The sequence below is a fragment of the Ruegeria sp. YTSC004 genome (genome assembly GCF_059609805.1).
On the sequence record NZ_JBXWMJ010000003.1, the window covers coordinates 288,358 to 311,524 of the forward strand.

General features: G+C 57.6%; 26 protein-coding genes. 11 read left to right on the top strand and 15 right to left on the bottom strand.

Going from position 1 to position 23,167, the window contains the following annotated elements; genetic code table 11:
- Positions 1–16: 16 nt before the first annotated feature.
- From AC2FFP_RS08420 to AC2FFP_RS08430, 3 genes are all read right to left on the bottom strand, one after another.
- Positions 17–394, bottom strand: a complete 378-nt coding sequence (locus tag AC2FFP_RS08420; RefSeq protein WP_496739545.1) for a hypothetical protein — start codon at positions 392–394, stop codon at positions 17–19.
- A complete protein-coding gene (locus tag AC2FFP_RS08425; protein ID WP_496844964.1) occupies positions 391–642 on the bottom strand; it encodes a hypothetical protein in 252 nt (83 codons plus the stop codon). The genes AC2FFP_RS08420 and AC2FFP_RS08425 overlap by 4 nt, the downstream gene beginning before the upstream one ends.
- A gap of 95 nt (positions 643–737) precedes the next feature.
- A complete protein-coding gene (locus AC2FFP_RS08430; protein WP_496765507.1) occupies positions 738–2,765 on the bottom strand; it encodes a 2,4-dienoyl-CoA reductase FMN-binding domain-containing protein in 2,028 nt (675 codons plus the stop codon).
- Between the two features lie 138 nt (positions 2,766–2,903).
- Here AC2FFP_RS08430 and AC2FFP_RS08435 point away from each other — a divergent pair, with 138 nt between their 5' ends.
- The 5 genes from AC2FFP_RS08435 (at position 2,904) to AC2FFP_RS08455 (ending at position 6,992) form a co-directional block, all read left to right on the top strand.
- Entirely contained in the window at positions 2,904–3,389 is a 486-nt protein-coding gene (locus tag AC2FFP_RS08435; protein ID WP_496765505.1) for an RNA pyrophosphohydrolase, read from the top strand.
- Positions 3,390–3,395: 6 nt separating this feature from the next.
- A complete protein-coding gene (sigZ, locus tag AC2FFP_RS08440) occupies positions 3,396–3,935 on the top strand; it encodes an RNA polymerase sigma factor SigZ (protein WP_496765503.1) in 540 nt (179 codons plus the stop codon).
- Between the two features lie 64 nt (positions 3,936–3,999).
- A complete protein-coding gene (locus tag AC2FFP_RS08445) occupies positions 4,000–4,710 on the top strand; it encodes a glutathione S-transferase family protein (protein WP_496765501.1) in 711 nt (236 codons plus the stop codon).
- 72 nt (positions 4,711–4,782) lie between these two features.
- Positions 4,783–6,156: a radical SAM protein gene (locus tag AC2FFP_RS08450; RefSeq protein WP_496880893.1), complete on the top strand. Its 1,374-nt coding sequence runs from the start codon at positions 4,783–4,785 to the stop codon at positions 6,154–6,156.
- Entirely contained in the window at positions 6,153–6,992 is an 840-nt protein-coding gene (locus AC2FFP_RS08455) for a DUF547 domain-containing protein (RefSeq protein ID WP_496880894.1), read from the top strand. Before AC2FFP_RS08450 ends, AC2FFP_RS08455 begins: the two co-directional genes overlap by 4 nt.
- A gap of 8 nt (positions 6,993–7,000) precedes the next feature.
- On the opposite strand, the gene AC2FFP_RS08460 is transcribed toward AC2FFP_RS08455, so the two are convergent.
- Together AC2FFP_RS08460 and nth are read right to left on the bottom strand one after the other, a co-directional pair.
- Positions 7,001–7,990 carry an adenosine kinase gene (locus AC2FFP_RS08460; protein ID WP_496880895.1) on the bottom strand — a complete coding sequence of 330 codons (990 nt, stop codon included), beginning with the start codon at positions 7,988–7,990 and terminating at the stop codon, positions 7,001–7,003.
- Positions 7,987–8,631, bottom strand: coding sequence for an endonuclease III (gene nth, locus AC2FFP_RS08465; RefSeq protein ID WP_496880896.1), 645 nt, complete (start codon positions 8,629–8,631; stop codon positions 7,987–7,989). Before nth ends, AC2FFP_RS08460 begins: the two co-directional genes overlap by 4 nt.
- Before the next feature lie 118 nt (positions 8,632–8,749).
- On the opposite strand from nth, the gene AC2FFP_RS08470 reads away from it, so the two are divergent.
- From AC2FFP_RS08470 to AC2FFP_RS08480, 3 genes are all read left to right on the top strand, one after another.
- Complete coding sequence (locus tag AC2FFP_RS08470; RefSeq protein ID WP_496726374.1) at positions 8,750–9,601, top strand: methylated-DNA--[protein]-cysteine S-methyltransferase; 852 nt, start codon at positions 8,750–8,752, stop codon at positions 9,599–9,601.
- 51 nt (positions 9,602–9,652) lie between these two features.
- Positions 9,653–10,546 carry a cation diffusion facilitator family transporter gene (locus AC2FFP_RS08475; protein WP_496726373.1) on the top strand — a complete coding sequence of 298 codons (894 nt, stop codon included), beginning with the start codon at positions 9,653–9,655 and terminating at the stop codon, positions 10,544–10,546.
- A 178-nt stretch (positions 10,547–10,724) separates the two neighbouring features.
- On the top strand, positions 10,725–11,159 hold the full coding sequence (locus AC2FFP_RS08480) for a glyoxalase superfamily protein (protein ID WP_496880897.1): 435 nt from the start codon (positions 10,725–10,727) through the stop codon (positions 11,157–11,159).
- Positions 11,160–11,217: 58 nt separating this feature from the next.
- Here AC2FFP_RS08480 and AC2FFP_RS08485 read toward each other — a convergent pair whose 3' ends face one another.
- Entirely contained in the window at positions 11,218–12,657 is a 1,440-nt protein-coding gene (locus AC2FFP_RS08485) for an aldehyde dehydrogenase family protein (protein ID WP_496880898.1), read from the bottom strand.
- A 206-nt stretch (positions 12,658–12,863) separates the two neighbouring features.
- Here AC2FFP_RS08485 and AC2FFP_RS08490 point away from each other — a divergent pair, with 206 nt between their 5' ends.
- Positions 12,864–13,514 (top strand): peroxiredoxin, encoded by a 651-nt coding sequence (locus AC2FFP_RS08490; RefSeq protein ID WP_496880899.1) that lies wholly within the window; start codon positions 12,864–12,866, stop codon positions 13,512–13,514.
- 56 nt (positions 13,515–13,570) lie between these two features.
- Here AC2FFP_RS08490 and AC2FFP_RS08495 read toward each other — a convergent pair whose 3' ends face one another.
- The 4 genes from AC2FFP_RS08495 to AC2FFP_RS08510 all read right to left on the bottom strand — a co-directional run bounded on the left by AC2FFP_RS08495 (position 13,571) and on the right by AC2FFP_RS08510 (position 16,021).
- Positions 13,571–14,293, bottom strand: coding sequence for a glycosyltransferase family 25 protein (locus AC2FFP_RS08495; protein WP_496726370.1), 723 nt, complete (start codon positions 14,291–14,293; stop codon positions 13,571–13,573).
- A 70-nt stretch (positions 14,294–14,363) separates the two neighbouring features.
- Positions 14,364–15,053, bottom strand: a complete 690-nt coding sequence (locus tag AC2FFP_RS08500; RefSeq protein ID WP_496765480.1) for an outer membrane protein — start codon at positions 15,051–15,053, stop codon at positions 14,364–14,366.
- Positions 15,054–15,203: 150 nt separating this feature from the next.
- Complete coding sequence (locus AC2FFP_RS08505; RefSeq protein WP_109313601.1) at positions 15,204–15,725, bottom strand: helix-turn-helix transcriptional regulator; 522 nt, start codon at positions 15,723–15,725, stop codon at positions 15,204–15,206.
- Positions 15,726–15,748: 23 nt separating this feature from the next.
- Positions 15,749–16,021: a PepSY domain-containing protein gene (locus AC2FFP_RS08510; RefSeq protein ID WP_496765475.1), complete on the bottom strand. Its 273-nt coding sequence runs from the start codon at positions 16,019–16,021 to the stop codon at positions 15,749–15,751.
- A gap of 237 nt (positions 16,022–16,258) precedes the next feature.
- Here AC2FFP_RS08510 and AC2FFP_RS08515 point away from each other — a divergent pair, with 237 nt between their 5' ends.
- Positions 16,259–16,894, top strand: coding sequence for a DUF1326 domain-containing protein (locus AC2FFP_RS08515; RefSeq protein WP_496880900.1), 636 nt, complete (start codon positions 16,259–16,261; stop codon positions 16,892–16,894).
- Between the two features lie 30 nt (positions 16,895–16,924).
- Here the strand turns inward: AC2FFP_RS08515 and AC2FFP_RS08520 are convergent, their stop codons facing one another.
- From AC2FFP_RS08520 to AC2FFP_RS08540, 5 genes are all read right to left on the bottom strand, one after another.
- The gene (locus AC2FFP_RS08520) at positions 16,925–17,410 is read right to left on the bottom strand and encodes a PACE efflux transporter (protein WP_496880901.1); all 486 of its coding nucleotides are present in this window, start codon (positions 17,408–17,410) and stop codon (positions 16,925–16,927) included.
- 258 nt (positions 17,411–17,668) lie between these two features.
- On the bottom strand, positions 17,669–19,819 hold the full coding sequence (gene pnp, locus AC2FFP_RS08525; RefSeq protein ID WP_496765468.1) for a polyribonucleotide nucleotidyltransferase: 2,151 nt from the start codon (positions 19,817–19,819) through the stop codon (positions 17,669–17,671).
- 231 nt (positions 19,820–20,050) lie between these two features.
- On the bottom strand, positions 20,051–20,419 hold the full coding sequence (locus AC2FFP_RS08530) for a DUF1761 family protein (RefSeq protein WP_496726364.1): 369 nt from the start codon (positions 20,417–20,419) through the stop codon (positions 20,051–20,053).
- Positions 20,416–20,838 (bottom strand): SRPBCC family protein, encoded by a 423-nt coding sequence (locus AC2FFP_RS08535; protein ID WP_282152313.1) that lies wholly within the window; start codon positions 20,836–20,838, stop codon positions 20,416–20,418. Before AC2FFP_RS08535 ends, AC2FFP_RS08530 begins: the two co-directional genes overlap by 4 nt.
- Entirely contained in the window at positions 20,819–21,172 is a 354-nt protein-coding gene (locus AC2FFP_RS08540) for an ArsR/SmtB family transcription factor (RefSeq protein WP_496880902.1), read from the bottom strand. The genes AC2FFP_RS08535 and AC2FFP_RS08540 overlap by 20 nt, the downstream gene beginning before the upstream one ends.
- A 292-nt stretch (positions 21,173–21,464) precedes the next feature.
- On the opposite strand from AC2FFP_RS08540, the gene AC2FFP_RS08545 reads away from it, so the two are divergent.
- Positions 21,465–23,066, top strand: coding sequence for a BCCT family transporter (locus AC2FFP_RS08545; protein WP_058277077.1), 1,602 nt, complete (start codon positions 21,465–21,467; stop codon positions 23,064–23,066).
- Positions 23,067–23,167: the final 101 nt, after the last annotated feature.

Consider the following 23,167-nt stretch of genomic DNA (forward strand, 5'->3'; position numbering starts at 1 on the left):
TTCACGGCACAGGAGGCTATGCCACGTCAGGCAATAGGAAAATACGGCGCGCCAGCGCCGAATTTAGCCGTTCTTGTGGATACCATTGGCTGAGGGCTGTCTTGGCCATCAAATCGGGGTTTTCCGCAATGAACGCCTCGAAAGCGCTGGTTTTCGAACTGGCAAGACGCTCTGCGATCAGGCTCATGAACGCGTAGGTGATCGTCAGGTTGAACTTATCCGGGGTGCCAGCCTTGGCTGCAAGTGTTCGGATTCCTTTGGCGTAGATCGCTGCAGCATCGATGAAATCATACTTGCGCAGCAGATCGTAGGCGACCTGTACATGTTCGGCATGTCCGAATGTCGTGTTGTCGATGGCATGTGCTTCAAAGGCGTTGGAGATGTCGGTGCTCATTCTCCGTCCTCCTTGAAGCGGTGGCTGTCATTGGCTGTCCAGTCGAGGTCGTAGACACTTTTGAGTTGTTTGATCTTCTCCAGCGATTCCTCGGAAAACGCTGGCTTGTTCTCAAAGCTATGCAGGGCAATCCCCTCGATCAGATCGCCAAGGGTCATGTCCAGCGACTCTGCCAGCCCCTTGAGGACTTTCAGCAGGCGCTTTTCGATTCGAATTCCCGTCTGGGTGCGCTCTATTTTCTGACTCATTGCGTACATATGTATATTGATAACAAGAGAGTCAAGCGGCACAAAAAAGCCGCCTCTTTCGAGACGGCTTCCTTCAGTTCAATTGAGGTGTTGCTTTAGAACGTTGCCGCCAGTCGCGTACCTTGATTGATCGCCCGTTTGGCGTCCAGCTCTGCCGCCACATCGGCTCCGCCGATCACGTGCGGAGTGATGCCGCGTTCGATCAGCGCATCTGCGAGGCTGCGCTCGGACACCTGACCGGAACACAGAACGATTGTGTCCGCCGCGATCACGGTCGGATCAGCACGTTCTTCGCCAAAGCTGACATGCAGGCCGTCCTCATCGATACGCTCGTAGTTCACGCCGCCCACAAAGTTGACGTCCTTCATCTTGAGCGTAGCGCGGTGAATCCACCCGGTTGTCTTGCCCAGACCCTTGCCATGTGCTTGCTTCTTACGCTGCAGCAAGGTGACATCACGCGCAGGTGCCGCAGGCTGAGGGCCTTCTGGTGCCAGGCCCGAGCGATGCTCGGCCGGATCGGTCACGCCCCACTCCTTCATCCAAGCGGGCAGGTCTGTGGTGATGCTGTGGCCGTCTTCCAACAGGAACTCGGATACATCAAACCCGATGCCGCCTGCGCCGATTACGGCGACAGACTTGCCGACCGCGGTCTTCTCGCGCAGCACGTCGATATAGGTGATGACATTGTCCCGATCCTGGCCCGGGATTTTCGGATCGCGCGGAATGACACCAGTAGCGATAACCACTTCGTCAAAGTCGGTCAGGTCGTCAGCGCTGACTTCGCGGTTCAGCTCTACCTTCACACCCAGATCGGTCATCATGGTGTGGTACCAATCGACTAGTCCCCAGAACTCTTCTTTGCCCGGAACCTGCTTGGCCATGTTCAATTGGCCGCCAACCTCCGAGGCGCGATCGAACAGGGTTACGTCGTGTCCGCGCTGCGCTGCAGTCATCGCGGTGGATAATCCCGCGGGGCCGGCGCCGACAATGGCAATCGTCTTTGGCGCTTCAGCTGTGGTGATTTCCAATTCGGTCTCATGGCAGGCGCGTGGGTTCACAAGGCACGAGGTCAGCTTGCCGCTGAAGGTGTGGTCCAGACAGGCCTGGTTGCAGGCGATGCACGGCGCAATCTGTGCTGCGTTACCTGCAATTGCCTTGTTGACGAAATCCGCATCGGCGAGCATCGGACGGGCCAGAGACACCATGTCGGCGCAACCCGTCGACAGGACCTCTTCGGCGACCTCGGGTGTGTTGATCCGGTTCGAGGTGATGACCGGAATCGAAACCTTGCCCATCAGCTTTTTTGTCACCCAGGCAAAGGCCGCGCGCGGAACGCTGGTGGCAATGGTCGGAATGCGTGCTTCGTGCCAGCCGATGCCGGTGTTGATGATCGTGGCACCGGCCTCTTCGATACGCTGGGCCAGTTCAACGACCTCTTCATGGGTCGAGCCATTGGGGATCAGGTCAATCATCGACAGGCGATAGATGATGATGAAATCGGTGCCCACGGCCTCGCGCGTGCGGCGAACGACCTCGATCGGCAGGCGCATGCGGTTCTCATAGGACCCGCCCCAACGGTCGGTGCGCTTGTTGGTGTGTGTCACAATGAACTGGTTGAGGAAATATCCCTCGGACCCCATGATCTCGACCCCGTCATAACCCGCTTTCCGGGCCAGAACGGCAGCGTTCACGATGTCGCTGATCTGTTTCTCGATACCTTCCTCGTCCAGCTCATTCGGCGGGAAGGGCGAGATCGGGGATTTCACCGGGCTGGGGGCCACACATTTCGGACCATAGGCATAGCGACCCGCATGTAGGATCTGCATCGCGATCTTGCCGCCCGCCTCATGAACGCGTTGGGTCACGATAGAGTGGTTCGCGACCTCTTTGTCATTGGTCATCATTGACGCGCCGGGCAGCACCGATCCTTCAAAGTTCGGGCCAATCCCGCCTGTCACCATCAATGCGACACCGCCACGGGCGCGGTCGGCATAGAATTCGGCCACACGGTTCCAGTCGCCGGTTTCCTCAAGCCCTGTGTGCATCGACCCCATCAGGACGCGGTTCTTCAAAGTCGTAAAGCCCAGATCCAGCGGGGCCAGCATATTTGGGTACGCAGTCATGACGAACTCTCCCTCCCGATTTGTCGACGCTAGATTGACCTTCGCGTCAACGTTGTCACGCGAAACCTAACGTCACACCCTTTGCTGGCGCCTTGGGGCTTGATACAGACGTCTCAAAGCACATTCACGAGGCTGCACATGACCCCCGAAGAGATCGCCAAACTGCCCTATCGCCCTTGCGTGGGGCTTATGCTGATGAATGCCGAGGGCAGGATTTTCGTCGGTCAGCGCAATGACCGCCACAAGGATGCATGGCAAATGCCTCAGGGCGGCGTGGACAAGGGCGAAGATCCACGGGATGCAGCCCTGCGTGAGCTGTGGGAGGAAACCGGCGTAACTTCGGACTTGGTCGAGATCGTGGCTGAGACGGACGGCTGGCTGCCTTATGATCTGCCACACGACATCGTGCCGAAAATCTGGAAAGGCCGTTATCGCGGGCAGGAACAGAAATGGTTCTTTCTGCGGTTCACCGGCCGCGACGATCAGATCGACATCCAGACCAAGCATCCGGAATTCACCCGATGGAAATGGCAGGAGCCAGGCAAGCTGATCGACGAGATCGTACCGTTCAAACGTGAGGTTTACCAGCAGGTGGTTGCCGCCTTTGCGGATCACCTGTCATAAAACAGCATGCGCATTGAAGACATCTGGCCCAAGTACCGCGCACGCCTGAAGGCGTTTCTGCATTCGCGTGTGTCCAACGCGGCAGATGTGGAAGACCTGTTGCAAGAGATCTCGGTCAAGGTCTTTACCGGTCTGCCCAACCTGAAAGACCCTGCCAAACTGCAACCGTGGTTGTTTCAAACGGCCGACCGCACGATAATCGACCATTACCGAAAATCAGGCCGTTCCGAGGCGCACCCGGATGATCTTTGGTATCACCGGGATGATCCGGAAACGCGTCAGGACCTTGAGGGGTGCGTCGAACCTTTCATTCGCGGATTGCCGCAGGAAACCGCGGACATGCTGATGGCAATCGACATCAATGGCGTGTCCCAACAGGATTACGCACAGGCGCAAGGACTGGCGTATTCAACGCTCAAATCCCGGGTTCAAAAAGGCCGGGCAGAGCTGCGAAAAGCGTTCGAGGATTGCTGCAATATCTCGATGGATGTGCGGGGTAATATCTCGGACGTTCAGGAAAAACAGAAAACCTGCAAAAAATGTTGATCCGATCGTCGTCTTTTTGATGCGGGCTTCGTCTGACAGATGAAACCAGCAAAAGGAAAGACAAATGATCCGTATCATCAGTTTCAAAATCTGCCCCTTCGTTCAGCGCGTCACTGCGCTGTTGGAAGCCAAGCAGGTGCCCTATCAGATCGACCATATCAGCCTCAGCGACAAGCCGGACTGGTTTCTGGAATTGTCGCCGACAGGTCAGGTGCCAGTTCTGGTGACCGAAGGCGGTACCGCACTGTTCGAGTCGGACGCTATTGCCGAATACCTCGACGAAGTGACCGCCCCGCTGCAGCCCAACCTGACATCTGAACAGCGCGCCCTGAACCGCGCGTGGAGCTATCAGGCCAGCAAGCATTATCTGGTTCAGTGCAGTGCGATGCAAAGCGCGGATCAGGCGATCTTTGCGGATCGGACGACCAAGTTGAACGCCTCGTTCGCGAAAGCCGAGAAGCAGCTTAGCGGTGGCCCATTCTTTGCGGGCGAGGCGCTGGGCAATGTCGATATGGCTTGGTTACCGTTGCTTCACCGGGCTGCAATCGTGGCCGATCACAGCGGGCACGATATGCTGGCTGACTATCCTAAGGTGAAGGCGTGGCAGCAGGCTCTTCTGGCAACAGGCATTCCTGAGAAAACCGTGTCTGATGACTTTGTCACCCGGTTCACTGATTTCTATCTCGCAGAGCGGACGTGGTTGGGGCGGGGTGCGAACCTGAACGAAGCGCCTGCAACCGCTCAGGTGAAACAATCCGGCGGGTGCTGCGGGTGATTCACTCACTAAGCCGCACGTTGGCGTGAGGGGGCGTGGCCGCATCTGATCGACCTGTCTAGCTTGACGGGTATGAAGGACACGGCCCCAACTCTCTCTTCTGTAAAACCCGCCGGACGCAAGTTTACCGGCACCGACCGTCGCGCGCCTTTGCGCGGCGGTCTGCAAGGGTGCGGGGAATATGGCGCAGGGCAGACGGCGGGCCGGTTCTACCCCATCGCCTGCGTCGCGCTTGAGGTCACCCAACGTTGCAATCTGGATTGCACACTGTGTTACCTCTCGGACCGAGCCGAGATGACCTATGACCCACCGCTGTCGGTTCTGTTTGCGCGTCTTGCCACGATCCACAGCCATTATGGCCCCGGTGTCTCGGTTCAACTGACGGGGGGTGATCCGACACTGCGCAAGGTAGAAGACCTTGAGGCACTGTGCCGCGAAATTCGCCGCCTGGGCATGCGGTCGTGCCTGATGACCAACGGCATTCGCGCCAGCCGGGCGTTTCTGACGCGGCTTGCGGCGGCGGGGTTGGATGACGTGGCCTTTCACGTCGACATGACGCAGGAGCGCAAGGGGTTTAACAGCGAGACTGAGTTAAATGTGGTGCGCCGCGCCTATATCCGCCACACGCGCGGACTGGGCTTGCGGGTATTGTTCAACACGACGGTCTTCGGCGGCAATATTGCTGAAATGTCTGCGCTGGCACGATTCATGCGAGACCGTCCCGAGGTGGCTTTTGTGTCCTTCCAGATGCAAGCCGATACCGGGCGCGGGGTCTTGCGCGAACGTCCCGACGCGATCACGCAGGACAGTGTAATGCGTGCCGTCGAGGTCGGATATGAAACGCCCCTGCATTTTGACACGGCCGCCGTGGGCCATGCAAAATGCAATCGCTACGCAAGTGTTGTGACTGCCGGCGGGCGTGCGGTTTCGGTTCTGTCCGCCAAACGCCTGACGCAGAAGGTGATCGCCGCGCTAAGCCGCGTCGATCAGTCGGCAGACGGCCATATCGACACCCGCGACAGCATCTGGCGCATGGTGAGGCGCAACCCGCTGTTGGCGCTGCGGGCCGGGCTACATCTGTTGGGTTGTGTGCTGCGGTTGGGTCGAGGGTTGTTGCAGGGTCCCGTCCGTCGGCAGTCAGTGTTTATCCACAATTTTATGGCCGCCGATGCGCTCGAAGAAGACCGCTGTGCCTCTTGCGTCTTTACGGTCGCAACCGCGAACGGGCCGTTGTCCATGTGTGTTCACAACGCGCAGCGTGACATGCATCTGGCCGCGCCAGAACGGGTTGACGGGCCGTCTGGACCAAGCTGGTGGAATGCCGCCGTTCCCCGCCTGTCGGGTGGACCCGATCTGCCGGATCTGAGCGATCCCGGGCTGGCCCCGCTCAAGCGGCTCAAGGGGCAGTTGCGGGCCACGCGCCGGAACCAAAAGGACGTATCATGAGAAAACTTCTGATCCTGCTGTTGCTTCCGGTTTTGACCGCATGCGCAAGTGTCGAGCGTCTAGCCTTGCCCGCCGCGGAGGCATTGCCAGGGCAGACCCTGACCAGATTTGCGTCCCCACCGGGCGAAAAGGTCGATCACCGCGATTGGACAGCTTTCCTGCACCGCTATGTCGTGACCGACGGGCAGGGCGTGAACCGGGTAACTTATGGGCAGGTGACACAGGCAGACAGGGCGCGCCTGGACGAATATCTGGTCGATCTGCAAGCCATTGACCCTGCGCGGCTGACACGTGATCAGCAACTGGCGTATTGGATCAACCTGTACAATGCGTTGACGGTGGATGTGGTTCTTGAAAACTATCTCGTTTCTTCGATCCGCGACATCAAGAACGGACGATTTTCGATTGGGCCGTGGAATCAACCTCTGGCGCAGGTGGCCGGGCAGGAGTTGACCCTCAATGACATCGAACACCGCATTATCCGGCCCACATTCGGCGAACCGCGCATCCACTATGCGCTGAACTGTGCCGCTGTAGGTTGCCCCAACCTGATGGACCGCGCCTGGCAGGCCGAGACGTTAGAGCGCGATTTTGCCGCCGCCGAGCACGCCTATATCAACGACCCGCGTGGTGTGCAGTTCGACGCGCGTGGCGGATTGATCCTGTCAAAGATCTTTATCTGGTTCCGCGAGGATTTCGGACCGAATGAAAAATCCGTGCTGGCCTATATCGCGACAGCAGCTGAACCCGAGCTGCGCGCCCGTCTTCAGCAGACGCCGCGTGTCAAAGCGTATCAGTATGACTGGGCTTTGAACGACGCGGCGGCTGGATCTTAATCAGCGGATTACAGCAACCCTTCGGCGCGCAGCAGGTCCTGCATGTTCGCCTCGGGGCGCGGGCCGATGTGGCTGATGACCTCGCGGGCGCAGATATTGCCGATCTTGGCGCAGGTTTCGTGATCGCGGCCTGTGGCCATGCCAAACAGGAAGCCGGCGGCAAACTGATCGCCCGCACCGGTTGCATCCACGGGCACAACTTTCTCGACCGGTACGTCGACGCGTTGCCCGTCGCTTAGGACAGTCACGCCGTCGCCGGAGCGGGTGCATACAACAAGCGGGCAGATCGCGGCGGTTTTGGCCAGCGCCTCTTCCAGATCGTCGGTTTCGAACAGGGATTTGATCTCGGCCTCGTTGCCAATGACGAAATCAAGTTCGTTTTCGATCAGCAGCAGGAAATCAACACGGTGGCGTTCCACACAGAAGGGGTCGGAAATGGCGATACCCGCCTTGCCGCCACCTTTGTGGCACGCGCGCGCGGCCTCAAGAAACGCGGCCTTGCCCTTTTCCTTGTCGAACAAATAGCCCTCAAGGAACATGATCTGGCTGTTGCCTGCGACGTCATCCGATACGTCCTGCGACGACAGTTCCGAGGAAATCCCCAGATAGGTATTCATTGACCGTTCCCCATCGGGCGAGACAAAAATCATCGACCGCGACGTTGGCAGCTCGCCACCCGGTACCGGAGGGTTCACGAAATCAACGCCGTCCTCGTTCATCGCGTCGGCATAGAACCGGCCCAGAGCGTCGTCATGAACCCGCCCGATAAACGCTGAATCCAGCCCCAGCGCACCTGCGCCAGCGATCGTGTTGGCAACCGAACCACCCGGCGTCTGAACCCGGCCTTCCATCGAGGCATAGAGGACTTCGCCACGCTCCTGCTCGATCAGTTGCATGATGCCTTTTTCGATGCCCATCAGCTCCAGGAAACTGTCGTCGGCTTGGGAGATCACGTCCACAACGGCGTTTCCGATGCCGGTCAGTTGGTAGGTTTTCATAGGTTCTTGTCCTCAAATTCGCAGAGATCGCGGATGATGCAGGTACCGCACATGGGTTTGCGCGCCTTGCAATGATAGCGGCCATGCAGGATCAGCCAGTGATGCGCATGCAGCTGAAAGTCGGTCGGGATATTGTCTTCGATGGCGCGTTCGACGGCGTCCACATTCTTGCCGGGGCAAATGCCGGTGCGATTGCCGACCCGGAAGATATGCGTGTCCACCGCCTGCGCCGGATATCGCCACCACATGTTCAACACCACATTGGCGGTCTTGCGGCCCACTCCTGGCAGTGACTGCAGGGCTGCGCGGGAATTGGGCACTTCGCCGCCATAATCGTCGACCAGAATACGGCTGAGTTTAATGACGTTCTTCGCCTTTTGCCGAAACAGGCCAATGGTCTTGATGTGCTCGGTTAAACCTTCTTCGCCCAGATCCAGCATCTTTTGCGGTGTGTCGGCGATCTTGAACAACGCACGGGTCGCCTTGTTCACGCCTAAATCGGTGGCCTGCGCAGACAGCGCCACAGCAACGACCAGAGTGTAGACGTTGACATGCTCAAGCTCGCCCTTGGGTTTGGGGTCGGCTTCTTGAAAGCGCGTAAAGATCTCGCGGATCCGGTGATATCCGAGTTGTTCTGCCATCCGCGTCTTAATGCCGTTCGGGGCGCGTCGATACAAGTCCAAAGCCAATGCGCAAGTTCCGGGTCGCGGGGCCGTGACCTGCGCGCTATGGTTTGGTCAAGACAATGAGGTAATAGCCATGAACGTCCAGACCCCGGAAAGCGGATACCACTACAACGTCATGCGCCGCGCGATCGACCTGATTGATCAGGGCGGCGAGGGCCTGAGCCTGGAAGAGCTAGCCCGCCAGATGGATATGAGCCCGGCGCATTTCCAGCGCTTGTTCTCGCGTTGGACCGGGGTGTCGCCGAAACGCTACCAGCAATATCTGACGCTGGGCCATGCCAAGGCATTGTTGCGGGAACGGTTCACCACGTTGGAAACCGCGCATAACGTCGGCCTGTCCGGCAGTGGCCGTCTGCACGATTTGTTCCTGAAATGGGAATCCATGAGTCCCGGCGAATACGCGCGCAGGGGCATCGGGCTGACCATCTATTGGGGCTGGTTCGAATGCCCATTTGGCCCGGCACTGGTGATGGGAACCGACAAGGGCATTTGCGGCATGGCTTTTGGTGCTGAAACCGGTGAAGAGGCCGCGATGGAGGATATGATCTCGCGTTGGCCAAAAGCGGATTTCATTGAGGATCCGATGCGTCTGCGCCCTTGGGTGCTGAGTGCTTTTGGTGCGGCAAGTGACCGGCTGGAACCTACGCCGCTGTACCTTATTGGTTCGCCCCTGCAAATCAAGGTTTGGGAGGCGCTGATGCACATCCCGTCGGGTCAGGTCACCACCTATTCCGAAATCGCGCAGCGTGTGGGATCGCCACAAGCCGTCCGCGCCGTGGGTACTGCGGTTGGTCGCAACCCGGTTAGCTGGCTGATCCCTTGCCATCGGGCGTTGCGCAAATCCGGTGGGCTGGGTGGCTATCATTGGGGCTTGCCGGTCAAACGCGCAATGCTGGCATTCGAGGCCGCTCAGGCCGACGCATAGTCACGTCAAAAACAAACATTGCGCTGCTGCATCCTGTGATAGTGAGATTCTATGAAGCAGGACAGCAGGCAGATCACACAGACATTCGCGGCGTGGGCCATTCCGGTTTCAGTGGCGGTTTTGCTGCTGAAACTGCTGGCCTGGTGGGTGACGGGCTCGGTCGCCCTGCTCTCGGACGCCTTGGAATCGGTGGTGAATGTGGCGGCTGCTCTGCTTGCATTTTTCGCGGTGCGGATATCTGGCATGCCGCCAGACAAGAAACACCCGTTCGGGCATAAGAAGGCCGAGTATCTGTCGGCCGTGGCCGAAGGGACGCTGATTGTTCTGGCCGCGCTGCTGATCATTCGTGAAGCTGTTTTCGCATTACCTGATCCGCATCTGGCCGGGGAACCGTTCCTGGGCATTGCCATAAATGTGGGCGCGACGTGCCTGAATGGTATCTGGGCGTTTCTGCTGTTGCGGGTTGGGCGACGAGAATCCTCGCCAGCGTTAGAGGCAAGCGGAAAGCACATATTAACCGACATTATGACCTCGGTCGGTGTTGTTGTCGGGTTGCTGATTGCGATGGCGACAGGTTGGTTGATCCTTGATCCCATTATCGCGATTCTGGTGGCCGTTAACATTTTGTGGGAAGGTTGGAAGGTCATCCGTAGCTCGGTCGACGGGTTGATGGATGCTTCGCTGATCGACGGAGAATTGACGTCTGTCCGCGAAACAATCGAAGCCAATTTAGGCCCGGCGCTTGAGTATCATGATCTGCGCGGTCGCAGGTCAGCCAACATGATTTTCGTTGAGTTTCACCTTGTCGTCGACGGTGCCATGTCGGTCGCGGCCGCGCACGACATCTGCGACGATATCGAGGCGGCCCTGAACAGGAAGTTTCCGGGGTCAGTCTTTGTCATCCATCTGGAACCGGACAGCGAGTTGAAAAGTGCCAGCGCCTGATTGACAGATACACTCGCCGGTGCCAAAGGTTTCCTTCAGGTTTGGGTCCCCTGCCGTTCGCAGCCATTTGGCATTGGTGAAACCCGATTAATGAACATCTGTTGCCCTTTTCTGGCGCGCGGATGGTAATGCGAACCCCGTCCTGACTTGGCGCCCGTTTAAGGAAACGAGGCAAGAAATGACACGTTCAAATAGTATTGCTCCACTTGAGGAGCTAAAAGCGCAGGCAAAACGACTGCGCGACAGGCTGCGCGGAGCGGGGGTTACGCTCTCGCATAGTGAATCGCTGGAATTGCTGGCGCATCAACATGGGGTGCGCGATTGGAATACGTTGCACGCAATGGCCGGAAATCGCATGCATTTGCGTGTTGGTGATCGCGTTAAAGGGTTCTATCTGGGGCAGCCGTTCAGGGCGGAGATCCGTGGTATGACCCTGTTGGGTGACGGGTCGCATCGGCGCGTTACCTTACACTTTGACACCCCCGTGGATGTCGTTCAATTCGACAGCTTCTCGGCCTATCGGCAACGCGTAACCGGTGAGATTGGTTGGGATGGCCGATCCACGCGACATACCTCGGACGGCCAACCGCAACTGATCGTGCGACCCAGGTAAAGAAAAAGGCGCGGCGGGTAACCACCGCCGCGCCCTTTTGTTAAGTTCTAGTCTGGCGTCACTCTGCTGCCCAGCCACCGACGGCTTTGACCTCAAGGAAGTCCTCCAACCCCCACAAGCCGCCCTCGCGCCCGTTTCCGGACTGTTTCATGCCGCCAAACGGTGAACCTGCACTGCGCGACTGGCCATTCATTTCAACCATGCCGGACCGCAGTACCCGCGCCATTCGATTGGCCCGCGCGCCGTCTTGTGTCTGAACGTAATTGGTCAGGCCGTATGGCGTGTCGTTGGCAATCTCGACCGCTTCTTCTTCGGTGTCGAAGGGGATCATGGTCAGGACCGGGCCAAAGATCTCTTCGCGCGCGACGGTCATCTGGTTATTGGCATCGGCAAAGACGGTTGGACGTACATAATAGCCCTTGTTCAGCCCCTCGGGCCGACCGGTGCCGCCTGTTACCAGCCGGGCGCCTTCATCGATGCCCTTCTGGATCAGGTCCTGGATTTTGTTCCACTGCACCTCGTTCACGACGGGACCGATATGGCGGCCTTCTTCCTGCGCGCTGCCCACCGAAACCATGCTGGCCACTTCAGCCGCCGTTTCCACGGCCTGATCGTAGATCGGGCGCTGCACCAGCATGCGGCTGGGCGCATTACAGCTTTGGCCGGTGTTGTTCATCATGTGCAGAACGCCACGTTTGACGGCCTTTTCATCGGCATCGGCAAAGACCACGTTTGCACCCTTGCCGCCCAGCTCCAGATGTACCTTCTTCAAGGTGTCTGCAGCACTTTTCGAGATCGCGGTCCCGGCACGGGTCGAGCCGGTAAAGCTGACCATATCCACATCCGGATGCGCGGAAAGCTGGGAACCGACGCCCACGCCATCGCCGTTCACCAGATTGAACACACCGGCGGGGAAGCCGGCCTCATCCATCATCTCGGCAAAAATCATCGCGTTCAGCGGGCTTTGTTCGGAGGGTTTCAGAACCATGGTGCAGCCTGCAATCGCCGCCGCGCCAACCTTGAGCGTGACTTGGTTCATCGGCCAGTTCCATGGCGTGATCAGGGCGGCAACACCGACGGCCTCATAGATGATCCTGTCATTGGGCGCGTGATCGCCCAGCGGGCGGTCGAATTGGAACGCTTTGGCTGCGCGCACAAAGTTCGCAAGGTGATACATGCCCGCGCCAGATTGCTGGGTGCGCGCCATGTCGATTGGAGCGCCCATCTCAAGCGACATTGCCTGTGCCAAGTCCTCGGACCGGGATTGGTAAATCCCGATCAGTTTCTCGACGAGCGCGATGCGATCTTCGACCGGTGTGGCCATCCAGCCGGGCAGGGCGGCCTTTGCGGCAGCAACTGCGGCGTCGGTATCAGCTTGCGCGCCCAGTGAGATCACCGCGCAGGGTTCCTCGGTCGAGGGGTTGATCACCTCGAAATCATTCGCTGCAGATGGGGCGACCCATGTTCCGTCAATGTAGAAATTGCGTTTCTCGATCATCACGTATCCTCCTGATCCCGTGGCCCGGATGGCGGGAATTTGCGCCACTCTGGCACCGGCATATCGGTGTGGCAAGGCGCAATTTGATCAAATTAATTTCCTCAAAAATGAATACCCTTTCAAGCAGCTAATGGTTTAACAATGGCGCAGAGTTATTAGGTTTCCAGCAACCGACTCGGTTTGTTTCACAAAAAAGGAGATGCCCCATGAGTTTGCGCATCAATGACACCGTTCCGAATTTCACCGCAGAAACGGATCAGGGCACTGTTCAGTTCCATGACTGGATCGGTGACAGCTGGGCGATCCTGTTCTCACACCCCAAGGATTTCACGCCGGTTTGCACTACCGAGTTCTCGGCCGTTGCGCAGCTGAACGACGAATGGGCAGCCCGCAACACCAAGGTGATGGGCGTCTCAGTCGATGGCGTCGAGGACCACAAGAAGTGGAAGAAGGACATCGAGGCGTATGGCAACGCCAACCCCGGTTTTCCGATCATCGCTGATGACGGTCTGGCCGTGTCCAAGGCGTTCGACATGCTGCCCGCCGAGGCATACCTGCCCGATGGCCGCACGCCTGCCGACAGTGCAACCGTGCGTTCGGTGTTCATCATCGGCCCTGACAAACAGTTGAAACTGTCGATGACCTACCCGATGACCGTGGGCCGAAATTTTGCCGAAATCCTGCGCGCGCTGGATGGTCTGCAGATGAGTGCCAAGGGCGTGGCCACCCCCGCGAACTGGGTGCCGGGCGAAGACGTGATCATCCCGCCGGCCGTGTCGAATGATGAGGCAAAAGAAAAGTTCGGTGAGTTCGAAACCATCTTTCCGTATCTGCGCAAAACCAAAGCGCCCAGCTAAAGTAGCTCGGGCAGGGCGATAAGCTCTGCCCGATTCCAATCCGCCTTCAAGGGTGACTAAGCTGCGTATCGTTGAGGGTGCTGATACAGTTTCCGACGGTAGGCAGCGCGTTTGAACTCACGCGTTAGCTTGTCGGCCAGCGGCGGGCTTGCCTGTATGGTCGAACCGCCGATTTCTTGTGCGACTTCCTGATTGCCGCTTCCTTGCAAGGAAAGGATCGGCTGCCCAGTCACCCAGTGCATTTGCAGGAACGTGTCGACCGGTCGGTCAATCTGGTCGGTTACGGCAAGCAACCGCTCAGCCGCACGCCGCCCGACCACCTGGCAGACGCATTGCAAGCCAATGACTTTTGGCAGGATCAGACGCAATCCATTTTGCTTTATAAGCGTTCGTGCCGCATCCTCGCGTTGTTTCACGGGAATTCGGATATAATGATCCGGGGTTGCAAGCGGATCCAACATCTCTAACGCATAGGCCATACGACACGGATCTATGCGCAAATCATCCTCGGTAATGATAGCGCGGTCGATCTTTTCATCAACGAGCTTGCGCCAGATTCGCCGATGGCTCGCGAAAATTCCGATCTCCGCAGGGCGTAGCGGAAAAGGGTATCTGGGGCGATACAAATCGCCCGGAAACAATTGTACATCTGCGATCTGAGCGGGGTCCTTCCCATTGACGGCCTCGAACAGTTCCGCATCGGGCAGACTGGCACACAGCCTTTCGGCATTGGGTCGCCGCGCTGTGCTTGCTGTCATATGGATGACAAAAGTCCTCATGCCACAGTGCATAGAACACGATAACGAAAGGGGGAAGAGAAACCCGAAAGAAACACTTCCCCGTGATCCATCAGAAACCGTAACGCAGTCCGACATTGACGCTGAAGGCGTCGATATCATCCTCGACCGTACCCGTAGACGCACCGTTTGGTGCCAAACGTGCCGAGGATACGTCGAATACGCGGGCATATCGGGTGTCCAGGGTCAGAGAGGTATTTGGGCTGATCTCATAGGCTACACCGGCAATAATTTGCGCAGCAAAGGTGGTGTCGGTGTCGTTAAGTTTAACGCCCGGCCCGTAGACAAAGTCCAGATCAGAATAGGTGGCACCCAGACCCAGACCGACATAGGGCGTGAAGGCCCCTGCCTGTTTGAAATCGACCAGCACATTGGCGAACAGCGATGTCTGCGACACGTCACCCGAAATGTTGCCTTCTGCGCCGGGTCCGTTGCCTGAAAAATTGACGCCATCCACGTCGTTGTCGCGGTAGGACAGCTCCAGCTCGATCCGGGCGCCAAACTGATCGTTCGACCACTGCGGGATCTCTTTGCCGACCGCGATGCCCAGCCCATAGCCGCCATCGAAATCGGTATCCACCGACTGCGACGATCCATTGATTGTGCCGCTAAAGTCGCTGTCCTGCAGCTGGCTGTACCCGGCAAAGCCCTGAAGATAGAGATCATCCGACAGGCTCTGCGCGGCCAGCGCGGACGCGCTGATCGTCAAAGCTGTCGAGGCGAGAAGAAGACGCGTAACCATGACCATGTCCTTTGTTCCACATTTGTTATGGCGCACATGTGGGCAGTAGAGGCAGGAATGAAAGGCAACAGCCCTTCACTTCAATTCACAGGATCTTGGGCGTGTGTGAGTGAATAAGATCAGTACCGAGCTAACACTTTGATTCACGGTCTATGTGGTCGAATTCGACCTTTCAGAACTGTTTGTAAGCAAAGGTTCGGAAAGCAACTCATCGATGAAGTAGCTCAGCAATTGCACGCGTCCCGTAACTCCTGCCTTGCGATACACCGCCGCGCATTGCGCTTTGACCGTGCCTTCCTTGGTTTGCCGCAATGTCGCGATGTCCGCGATTGACAGACCCTTGATAGAAAGCAGGGCAACGTCGCGCTCAGCATCACTCAGGTTCCACTCAGTGAATTGAGAGGCAATGAGTTGAGCAAACGCGCCCTGCGCGACGCTCAGCTGTCGCTGCATGTCGCGCACACGCCTGTTCTGGGACCGGATCAATGCAATCGTCGCGGCAAGACCGCCGATCAATGCCAGGGCCAGAACCAGTTCGAAACTATGCAGGTGGCGAAAGCCCGCGCTTTCCCCGCCGGTCCAGTCCAGCATCGCGTCCGTCACGAAAAAGGCGGCGCAGACGGCCTGCACCACCAGAAGGAGCCAAAGCAATGACGTTTGTGAAAGCTTCATGAGGCTCCTGTGATTTTATCCGATCAATCGTCGTCCCCTTCGAGTTCGATGGCAGTTACCATGCCGTCCGTCTCGGACAGGACGAGTTCAGTTTCCACGCCATCCTTGATGAGTTCAACCTCGATCTCGCCATCTTCGAATTCGATCTCTTCGATTTCGTATCCCTGCGCCTCCAGGGCCGTGCGGATATCGGACTCGGTGGTGCCCAGTTTGTCGCCCAGCCCGACATTGGCCAGTGCAAGAACCGGCGCTGTTGCAATCAATCCGGTCAGTGTCAGCAGTTTCAAGGTTTCCATTTTGCATCTCCTTTTTGCGTTGTGGCGATGTTGTGAAACTGGGAACAGGGCGCGTGCGCTGCGATTGGCTTTTGGTTGAAACGCAAGGAATTGGACCAAAGTTTATCCCGGTAAAATGCGGTTTCAGGCCGCCTGGTTCTGCATTTGCCCGAATTGTGTTAGGTTTAGACCGGGGGAGTTCTACAGGCATATAACCAAGACGTCGGGCGTTCAGACTGTGTAAAACAGGAGAAGACGATGGCATTCACAGATTGGTACGTTGAAGGCGATGCATTCGGGAACTGCAATTGCGGCTATGCCTGCCCTTGCCAGTTCGAAGAATTACCAACCCATGGAAATTGCCGCGGCTTTGAGGTGCTTGAGGTTTCCAAAGGGCATTTTGGCGACACCGACCTTGCTGGCACAAAAGCTGCGCTGATCTACGCTTGGCCCGGCCCGATCTTTGAGGGCGGCGGCCAGATGCAGGTGATCATCGACCCTAGCGCCTCGGAAGCGCAACGGGTCGCATTGGAAAAAGTCTTTCACGGTGAAGAGACCGAGGAAATGGCAACCCACTGGCATGTATTCCGCACGATGTGCGACACCGTTCACGAGACCCTGTATGTGCCGATTGATTTTGAGATGGACATGGATGGGCGCACCGCCAAAGTCTCAATCGGTGAGGTGCTGAGCTCAACCGGCCGTCCCATCGAGGCCCCACATGGTGGTGGCCCGCATCGTGTACGGATCGACATTCCCGGTGGTATAGAATTCACCCTGGCCGAGATTGGCAGTGCATCGACCAAGGCAGATGCGGCGATCAAACTGGATTTGAACGACAGTTATGGGCAGTGGCATGTGATGAAACACGGGCCGTCTGGCGTGGCGCACTGACGTTCTGGGTATTTGACTTGTCAGCAAGGATCAGGCAGCAGCGGTTTCACCAGTCAGATGTTCGCTTTGGCCAGCTTCGTTCTTTTCCAAGCTTGGCTTAATCGGCCGCACGCGATCATAGATGATGTGGAACAGGTAGGTGTAAACCGTATAAGTCAGTGTCAGACCGACATTGAGCGCAAGCGCTGATCCCAGAGAATGCCCACCAACCATCATCAAAAGTGGGCAGGTGATCATGACTGCCGTAACCTCATGCAATGTGGCATGAAGAATACGCACCGATTGGGGGCGTTTGCAGGCCAGCCGGGCCGTTTTGTCCCGCTCAATCAGATCGAAAATAGTATTGAAGATCGGGCACCAGATCATGATCACAATCGATAGCATGGCGATCATAGCGAACCCGTGCACCATCGATGCGCCGGTCAAATAAGCGTATACGGGTGAGACAAATGCGATCCCGATCATCTCGAAGCTGCCGGTCTGGATGACGCGTTCCTTGAAGGTCCTCAGGGTCATGTCACGCCTTTCAAAACAAAGGATTACCGTTCAGCCGAGCGGATTGCCCGGCCGCTGAAATACGGGTGGTCTTAAGGGATGGATTGCTTCCCTAGCGTAACCTTTCATGAAGAAATACATCTGACTGTGAACTCGCACACATTCAGATATTTATGGCAATAATTGACCGATCCGTCCTTGGCTGGGCGGTCATAGCTCGAAACGAAAAAAGGCCCCGGCGTTTCCACCGGGGCCTTGATCAATTGAAAGAAGAACAGATTACTCTGCGCTTTCCTCTTTCTTTTCTTTCTTCTCGGGAACGATCTCTTCGCCGGTTTCCTGATCGACCACTTTCATCGACAGGCGGACCTTGCCGCGGTCGTCAAAGCCCAGCAGCTTGACCTTTACTTCCTGACCTTCCTTCAGAACATCCGACGGATGGTTCAGGCGGCGGTTTTCGATCTGGGACACGTGGACCAGACCGTCGCGCTTGCCAAAGAAGTTCACGAAGGCACCGAAGTCGACGATCTTAACGACTTTACCGGTGTAAACTTGGCCTTCTTCCGGCTCAGCGACGATCGAGTGGATCATCTCATACGCCTTCTTGATCGATTCACCATCGGGCGATGCGATCTTGATCACACCATCGTCGTTGATGTCGACCTTGGCGCCGGACACTTCGACGATTTCGCGGATGACCTTACCGCCCGAGCCGATCACTTCACGGATCTTGTCGGTTGGAATGTTCATGGTCTCGATGCGCGGGGCGTGGACCGAGAAATCGTTGGTCTCGGACAGGGCTTTGCCCATCTCACCCAGGATGTGCATCCGGCCGTCCTTGGCTTGTGCCAGGGCTTTCTCCATTATCTCGGGCGTGATGCCTGCGACCTTGATGTCCATCTGCAGCGAGGTAATGCCGTTTTCGGTGCCCGCAACTTTGAAGTCCATGTCGCCCAGGTGGTCTTCGTCACCCAGAATATCCGACAGGATGGCGTATTCGCCGTCATCTTCCAGGATCAGGCCCATGGCCACACCGGCAACCGGTGCTTTCAGCGGAACGCCCGCATCCATCATCGACAGCGAACCGCCGCAGACCGACGCCATCGAGGACGAGCCGTTGGATTCCGTGATCTCCGACACGATACGGATCGTGTAGGGGAAGTCAGTCGCCGCAGGCAGAACCGCCTGCAGGGCGCGCCATGCCAGCTTGCCGTGGCCGATCTCACGACGGCCCGGGCCACCTACGCGGCCAACTTCACCAACCGAATACGGAGGGAAGTTGTAGTGCAGCAGGAAGTTCGATTTGAAATTGCCATGCAGCGCATCGATGAACTGCTCATCGTCGCCAGTGCCCAGCGTGGTTACAGCCAGCGCCTGCGTTTCACCGCGGGTGAACAGGGCGGAACCGTGGGTCCGGGGCAGCATCGAGGTTTCTGCAACGATCGAACGGATATCGGTGGTCGAACGACCGTCGATCCGCTTGCCGCCTTTGACGACGTCGCCACGCAGAATGCCAGCTTCCAGCTTTTTCATAGCCGAACCGAGGTTGCCGTCTTCCAGCTGCTCTTCGGTCAGCGCTGCTTTGATCGCTTCACGCGCGGCGGCAACAGCGGTGGTGCGCTCTTGCTTGTCGGTGATCGCGAAAGCGGCGCGCATCTGCTCTTCCCCAGCAGCTTTGACTGCGGCGGACAGCTCCGAGTAGTCGGGCGCCTGGAAGTCGAACGGCTCTTTCGCGGCGTCTTCGGCCAGAGAGATGATCAGGTCGATGACCGGCTGAATCTGTTCATGTGCGAATTTGACCGCACCCAGCATTTCGGCCTCGGACAGCTCGTACGCTTCCGATTCAACCATCATTACGGCGTCTTTGGTGCCGGCAACAACCAGGTCCAGGCGCTGTTCAGGGTTCAGGCGCAGGTCCTGCATGTCATCGACGGTCGGGTTCAGAACGTATTCACCGTCCTCAAAACCAACGCGGGCACCGGCGATCGGACCCATGAACGGCGCGCCGGAAATAGTCAGCGCAGCCGAGGCAGCGATCATCGCAACCATGTCAGGGTCGTTGACCAGATCGTGAGACAGCACGGTGCACATCACCAGAACTTCGTTTTTGAAGCCGTCAACGAACAGCGGGCGGATCGGACGGTCGATCAGACGCGCAGTCAGCGTCTCTTTTTCGGTCGGGCGCGCCTCGCGCTTGAAGAAGCCACCCGGAACCTTACCGGCGGCATAGTATTTTTCCTGATAGTGGACGGTCAGAGGGAAAAAGTCCTGACCCGGTTTTTGCTGCCGTGCAAAGGTCACGTTCGCCATGACGCTGGTTTCGCCCAGTGTCGCGATCACGCTGCCGTCGGCCTGACGGGCAACCTTGCCGGTTTCCAGTGTGAGCGTCTCTTCGCCCCACTGCATAGATTTTTTCGTTACATCAAACATATGCGTATCCTAGATGGGAGCACTCCCGCCCCTGCGGGTCTCCCGTTTGCATGGCGGCCCCATTGCCGCCGATCCCATTTTAGCTTTCGTCTGAGTGCCGGGATCAGGGCACAACGTCTCAGATACCGCGCGCATACATGAGATTGGTGTAGAAGGAAAGGGGAACCGCGCAGCGCCGGTGGAGGACTGCGCAGCCTACGCCCGATCCATTTTGGACCGGGCCAGAGCCGTTCAAAAGAGTGCGTGCGCGAGGATCATCACCACGCCGCATCCCAGAGCATAGCCAGTGTCGACCATGATCGCGAACACGCTTTTTTGCGCCCAGGCCCCGACCGAGGCCGTCTGCGCCGCCACTGCAAGGATGGCCAGAAGGGCGACGCCCAGGCTGTTGGTGGTTTCGGTGAGCGCGATCACGGTGGCCAGCAAGATCAGGAACACGATCTGCGCGGCCATCTGAGGCAATGGCGGCGATTCCGGCGGTGTCGGATCGATCCGCGTTCCTTCGGCCCAGCGTTTCTGGAATCCGACCGGTCCATAGACCAGCCATCCCAGCAGAAAGGCCGCGATCACCCCCGCTGCAAGGGCCAGCCAGTTGATCATAGCGCTGTCTCCAGCGCTGCAAGGATCGCAGTCCATCCGCCCTCATGATTGTCGCGGCTTTCCTGTGATGGGAATCGGACGTGATGCAGTCGCAATTCGGTCCCTGCATCGGTTGGCGTGAAATCCAGCGTCACGGTGGAATCATCCTGACTGTACGGAGAGTTCCAAGTAAATTGCAGCCGGTTCGGGCGGTCGATGACCTTGTATTCGCCCTCGTGCGGCAGGTCACCCGCTTCGGGTGCACGCATGATGATCTTGAACCGTCCACCGACCTTTGCATCGGAATGCGCCTCTGGCACCGTCATACCCGGCCCCGGCAGCATGAATTTGGCCAGCATATCCGGGTTCAGCCAGGCGTCGAACACCTTTTCAGGCGGGTGCGGGATTGCGCGTGTGATTTCAAGTGACAGATCCGTCATCTTCTGGGTCCTCCAAAGCAGTTTCCAAAGCGTCCAGCCGAAGCGCCCAGATCGAACGCAAACCGGCAAACCATTCATCCACGGCTGACAAGGGATCCATTTGAACCTCGATCAAATGCTCGCGCCATTCCGTCCGGCGCCGCACCAGTTCGGCGTTTTCCAACACCTTGATGTGCTTGGATACCGAATTGAGGCTCATATCGAATTGCCGCGCGATGTCCGTCACCCGCAAGGGTCCCTGCTGCGCTAGCATCGTCAGGATCGCACGGCGGGTCGGGTCGGACGCGGCCTTCAGTATCGCGCTCAGATCAGGGCGACTCTCTCGTTCAACCATATGGATGAATTACATCCTTCTTCTGCTTCAGTCAACCATTTGGGTGAATAACACGGATAAAGCCCCTTGGCCAGAAGTTGGGACCAATGGTCCCGGTGCCGCCCAAAGTTGTTAATCTAGCCAGATAAATTCACTAACGGGAATGCGTTTGGTGAAATTATGTCGTCAGTGTAAGCTGTTATCACGAAGCCCGCGGTCGAATTGACGGAGAAGCGCCAAGGGACAAAATCTCGTTTCCGTCCGCTGGTCGAATACCTTGGCGTTTGCACTTAACGAACAGAAGGGCAGACGAATGGCACAAACCAAGAAAATGCTGGATCCGGACCCCCGGATTTACGACTTCGAGACCGAATACGAGCTTGGGCAAGACAACGTCCGGCCATTCGGTCTGGACATCCACAACCCGGTCTTTTTGATCTCGAGCATCCTGATCTTTGCGTTCGTTCTGATCGCTTTGGCCAACCAAGAGGGTACCGCGGCACTGTTTGGCTGGCTAAGACCATGGCTCACCAGCACGTTTGACTGGTTCCTGGTCCTGTCGGTCGACGCAATCACATTGTTCTGTCTTGTTCTGATCGTGCTGCCGGTTGGCAAGGTGCGGATCGGTGGCAAGGACGCAAAGCCCGACTATTCCTATGCCGGATGGATTGCGATGATGTTCGCGGCTGGTATCGGCATCGGGCTGTTGTTCTTTGGAGTGATGGAGCCCGTCTATTACAATTTTGCCGAAGACGGCAACGCGGTGCCACTGGGCATCGACATCGCCGTTCCGGGCAATGAATATGCTGGAGTCGTCGGTACAATCCATCACTGGGGGCTGGAAGGCTGGGCGGTCTATGCCGCTGTTGGTCTAAGCCTGGCCATCTTTGCCTATAACCTTGACCTGCCCTTGACCCTGCGTTCGGCTTTCTATCCGATCCTGGGCGAACGCGTCTGGGGTTGGTGGGGCCACATCATCGATACCTTGGCTGTGTTTGCGACGCTCTTTGGCCTGACCACCTCGTTGGGTCTTGGTGCGCAGCAGGTTGCGGCGGGCCTGAATGAGGTGTTCGGCATCGAACCCAGCCCAACCGTCACAGTCCTGCTGATCATCGGTATCACGTTGATTGCGTTGGGTTCGGTCCTGATGGGGATGGATGCTGGCGTCAAACGGTTGAGTGAAATCAACATGATCATGGCCGTCGGCCTGTTTATCTTCGTGATTGTTGTTACTGGCGTCGGCACGGCCATCGCACGGTATTTCAACGTGATGGTGGATTATGTGTACCACCTGCCGGCGCTGTCGAACCCGTTCGGACGCGAAGACACCAGTTACTTCCACGGCTGGACGACCTTCTATTGGGCCTGGTGGATCGCATGGTCGCCTTTTGTGGGCATGTTCATCGCCCGCATCTCAAAAGGTCGCACAGTGCGCGAGTTCATCCTTTGCGCCCTGCTCGCACCAACGGCTGTTTGTGCCTTGTGGATGTCGACCTTTGGCGGTGCCGCCATCGACATGTTGAACGCAGGTGGAGCCGAAGGTGTGCGTGCCACAGTGATCGACAGCTACGCCCCTGAAGGTGCCCTGTTCGGATTCCTCAAGGAGCTGCCGCTTTACAGTATTGTTGCGCCAATCGCCCTGGTCCTGATCGTGGTGTTCTTTGTCACCTCGTCGGATTCCGGTTCGCTGGTGATCGACACGATTACTGCGGGTGGCAAGATGGACGCACCGGTGGTTCAGCGGGTGTTCTGGTGCACTTTGGAAGGTCTGGTCGCCATTGCGCTGTTGCTTGGCGGGGGCCTCTCTGCACTGCAAGGTGCTGCGGTTTCGACAGGTATCCCGTTCACCTTGGTGGTTCTGATCATGTGCTACTGCTTGTGGCTGGCGCTGAAATCAGAAAAAGCTAAGATGTAGGGCCTTGATCCGATACATTCTGGACGCCCGCCTTTTGGCGGGCGTTCTTTTGCCGCCGGACAACCGAAAACGCCCGGAAACTTCGCGGAGAAAAAGCAAGG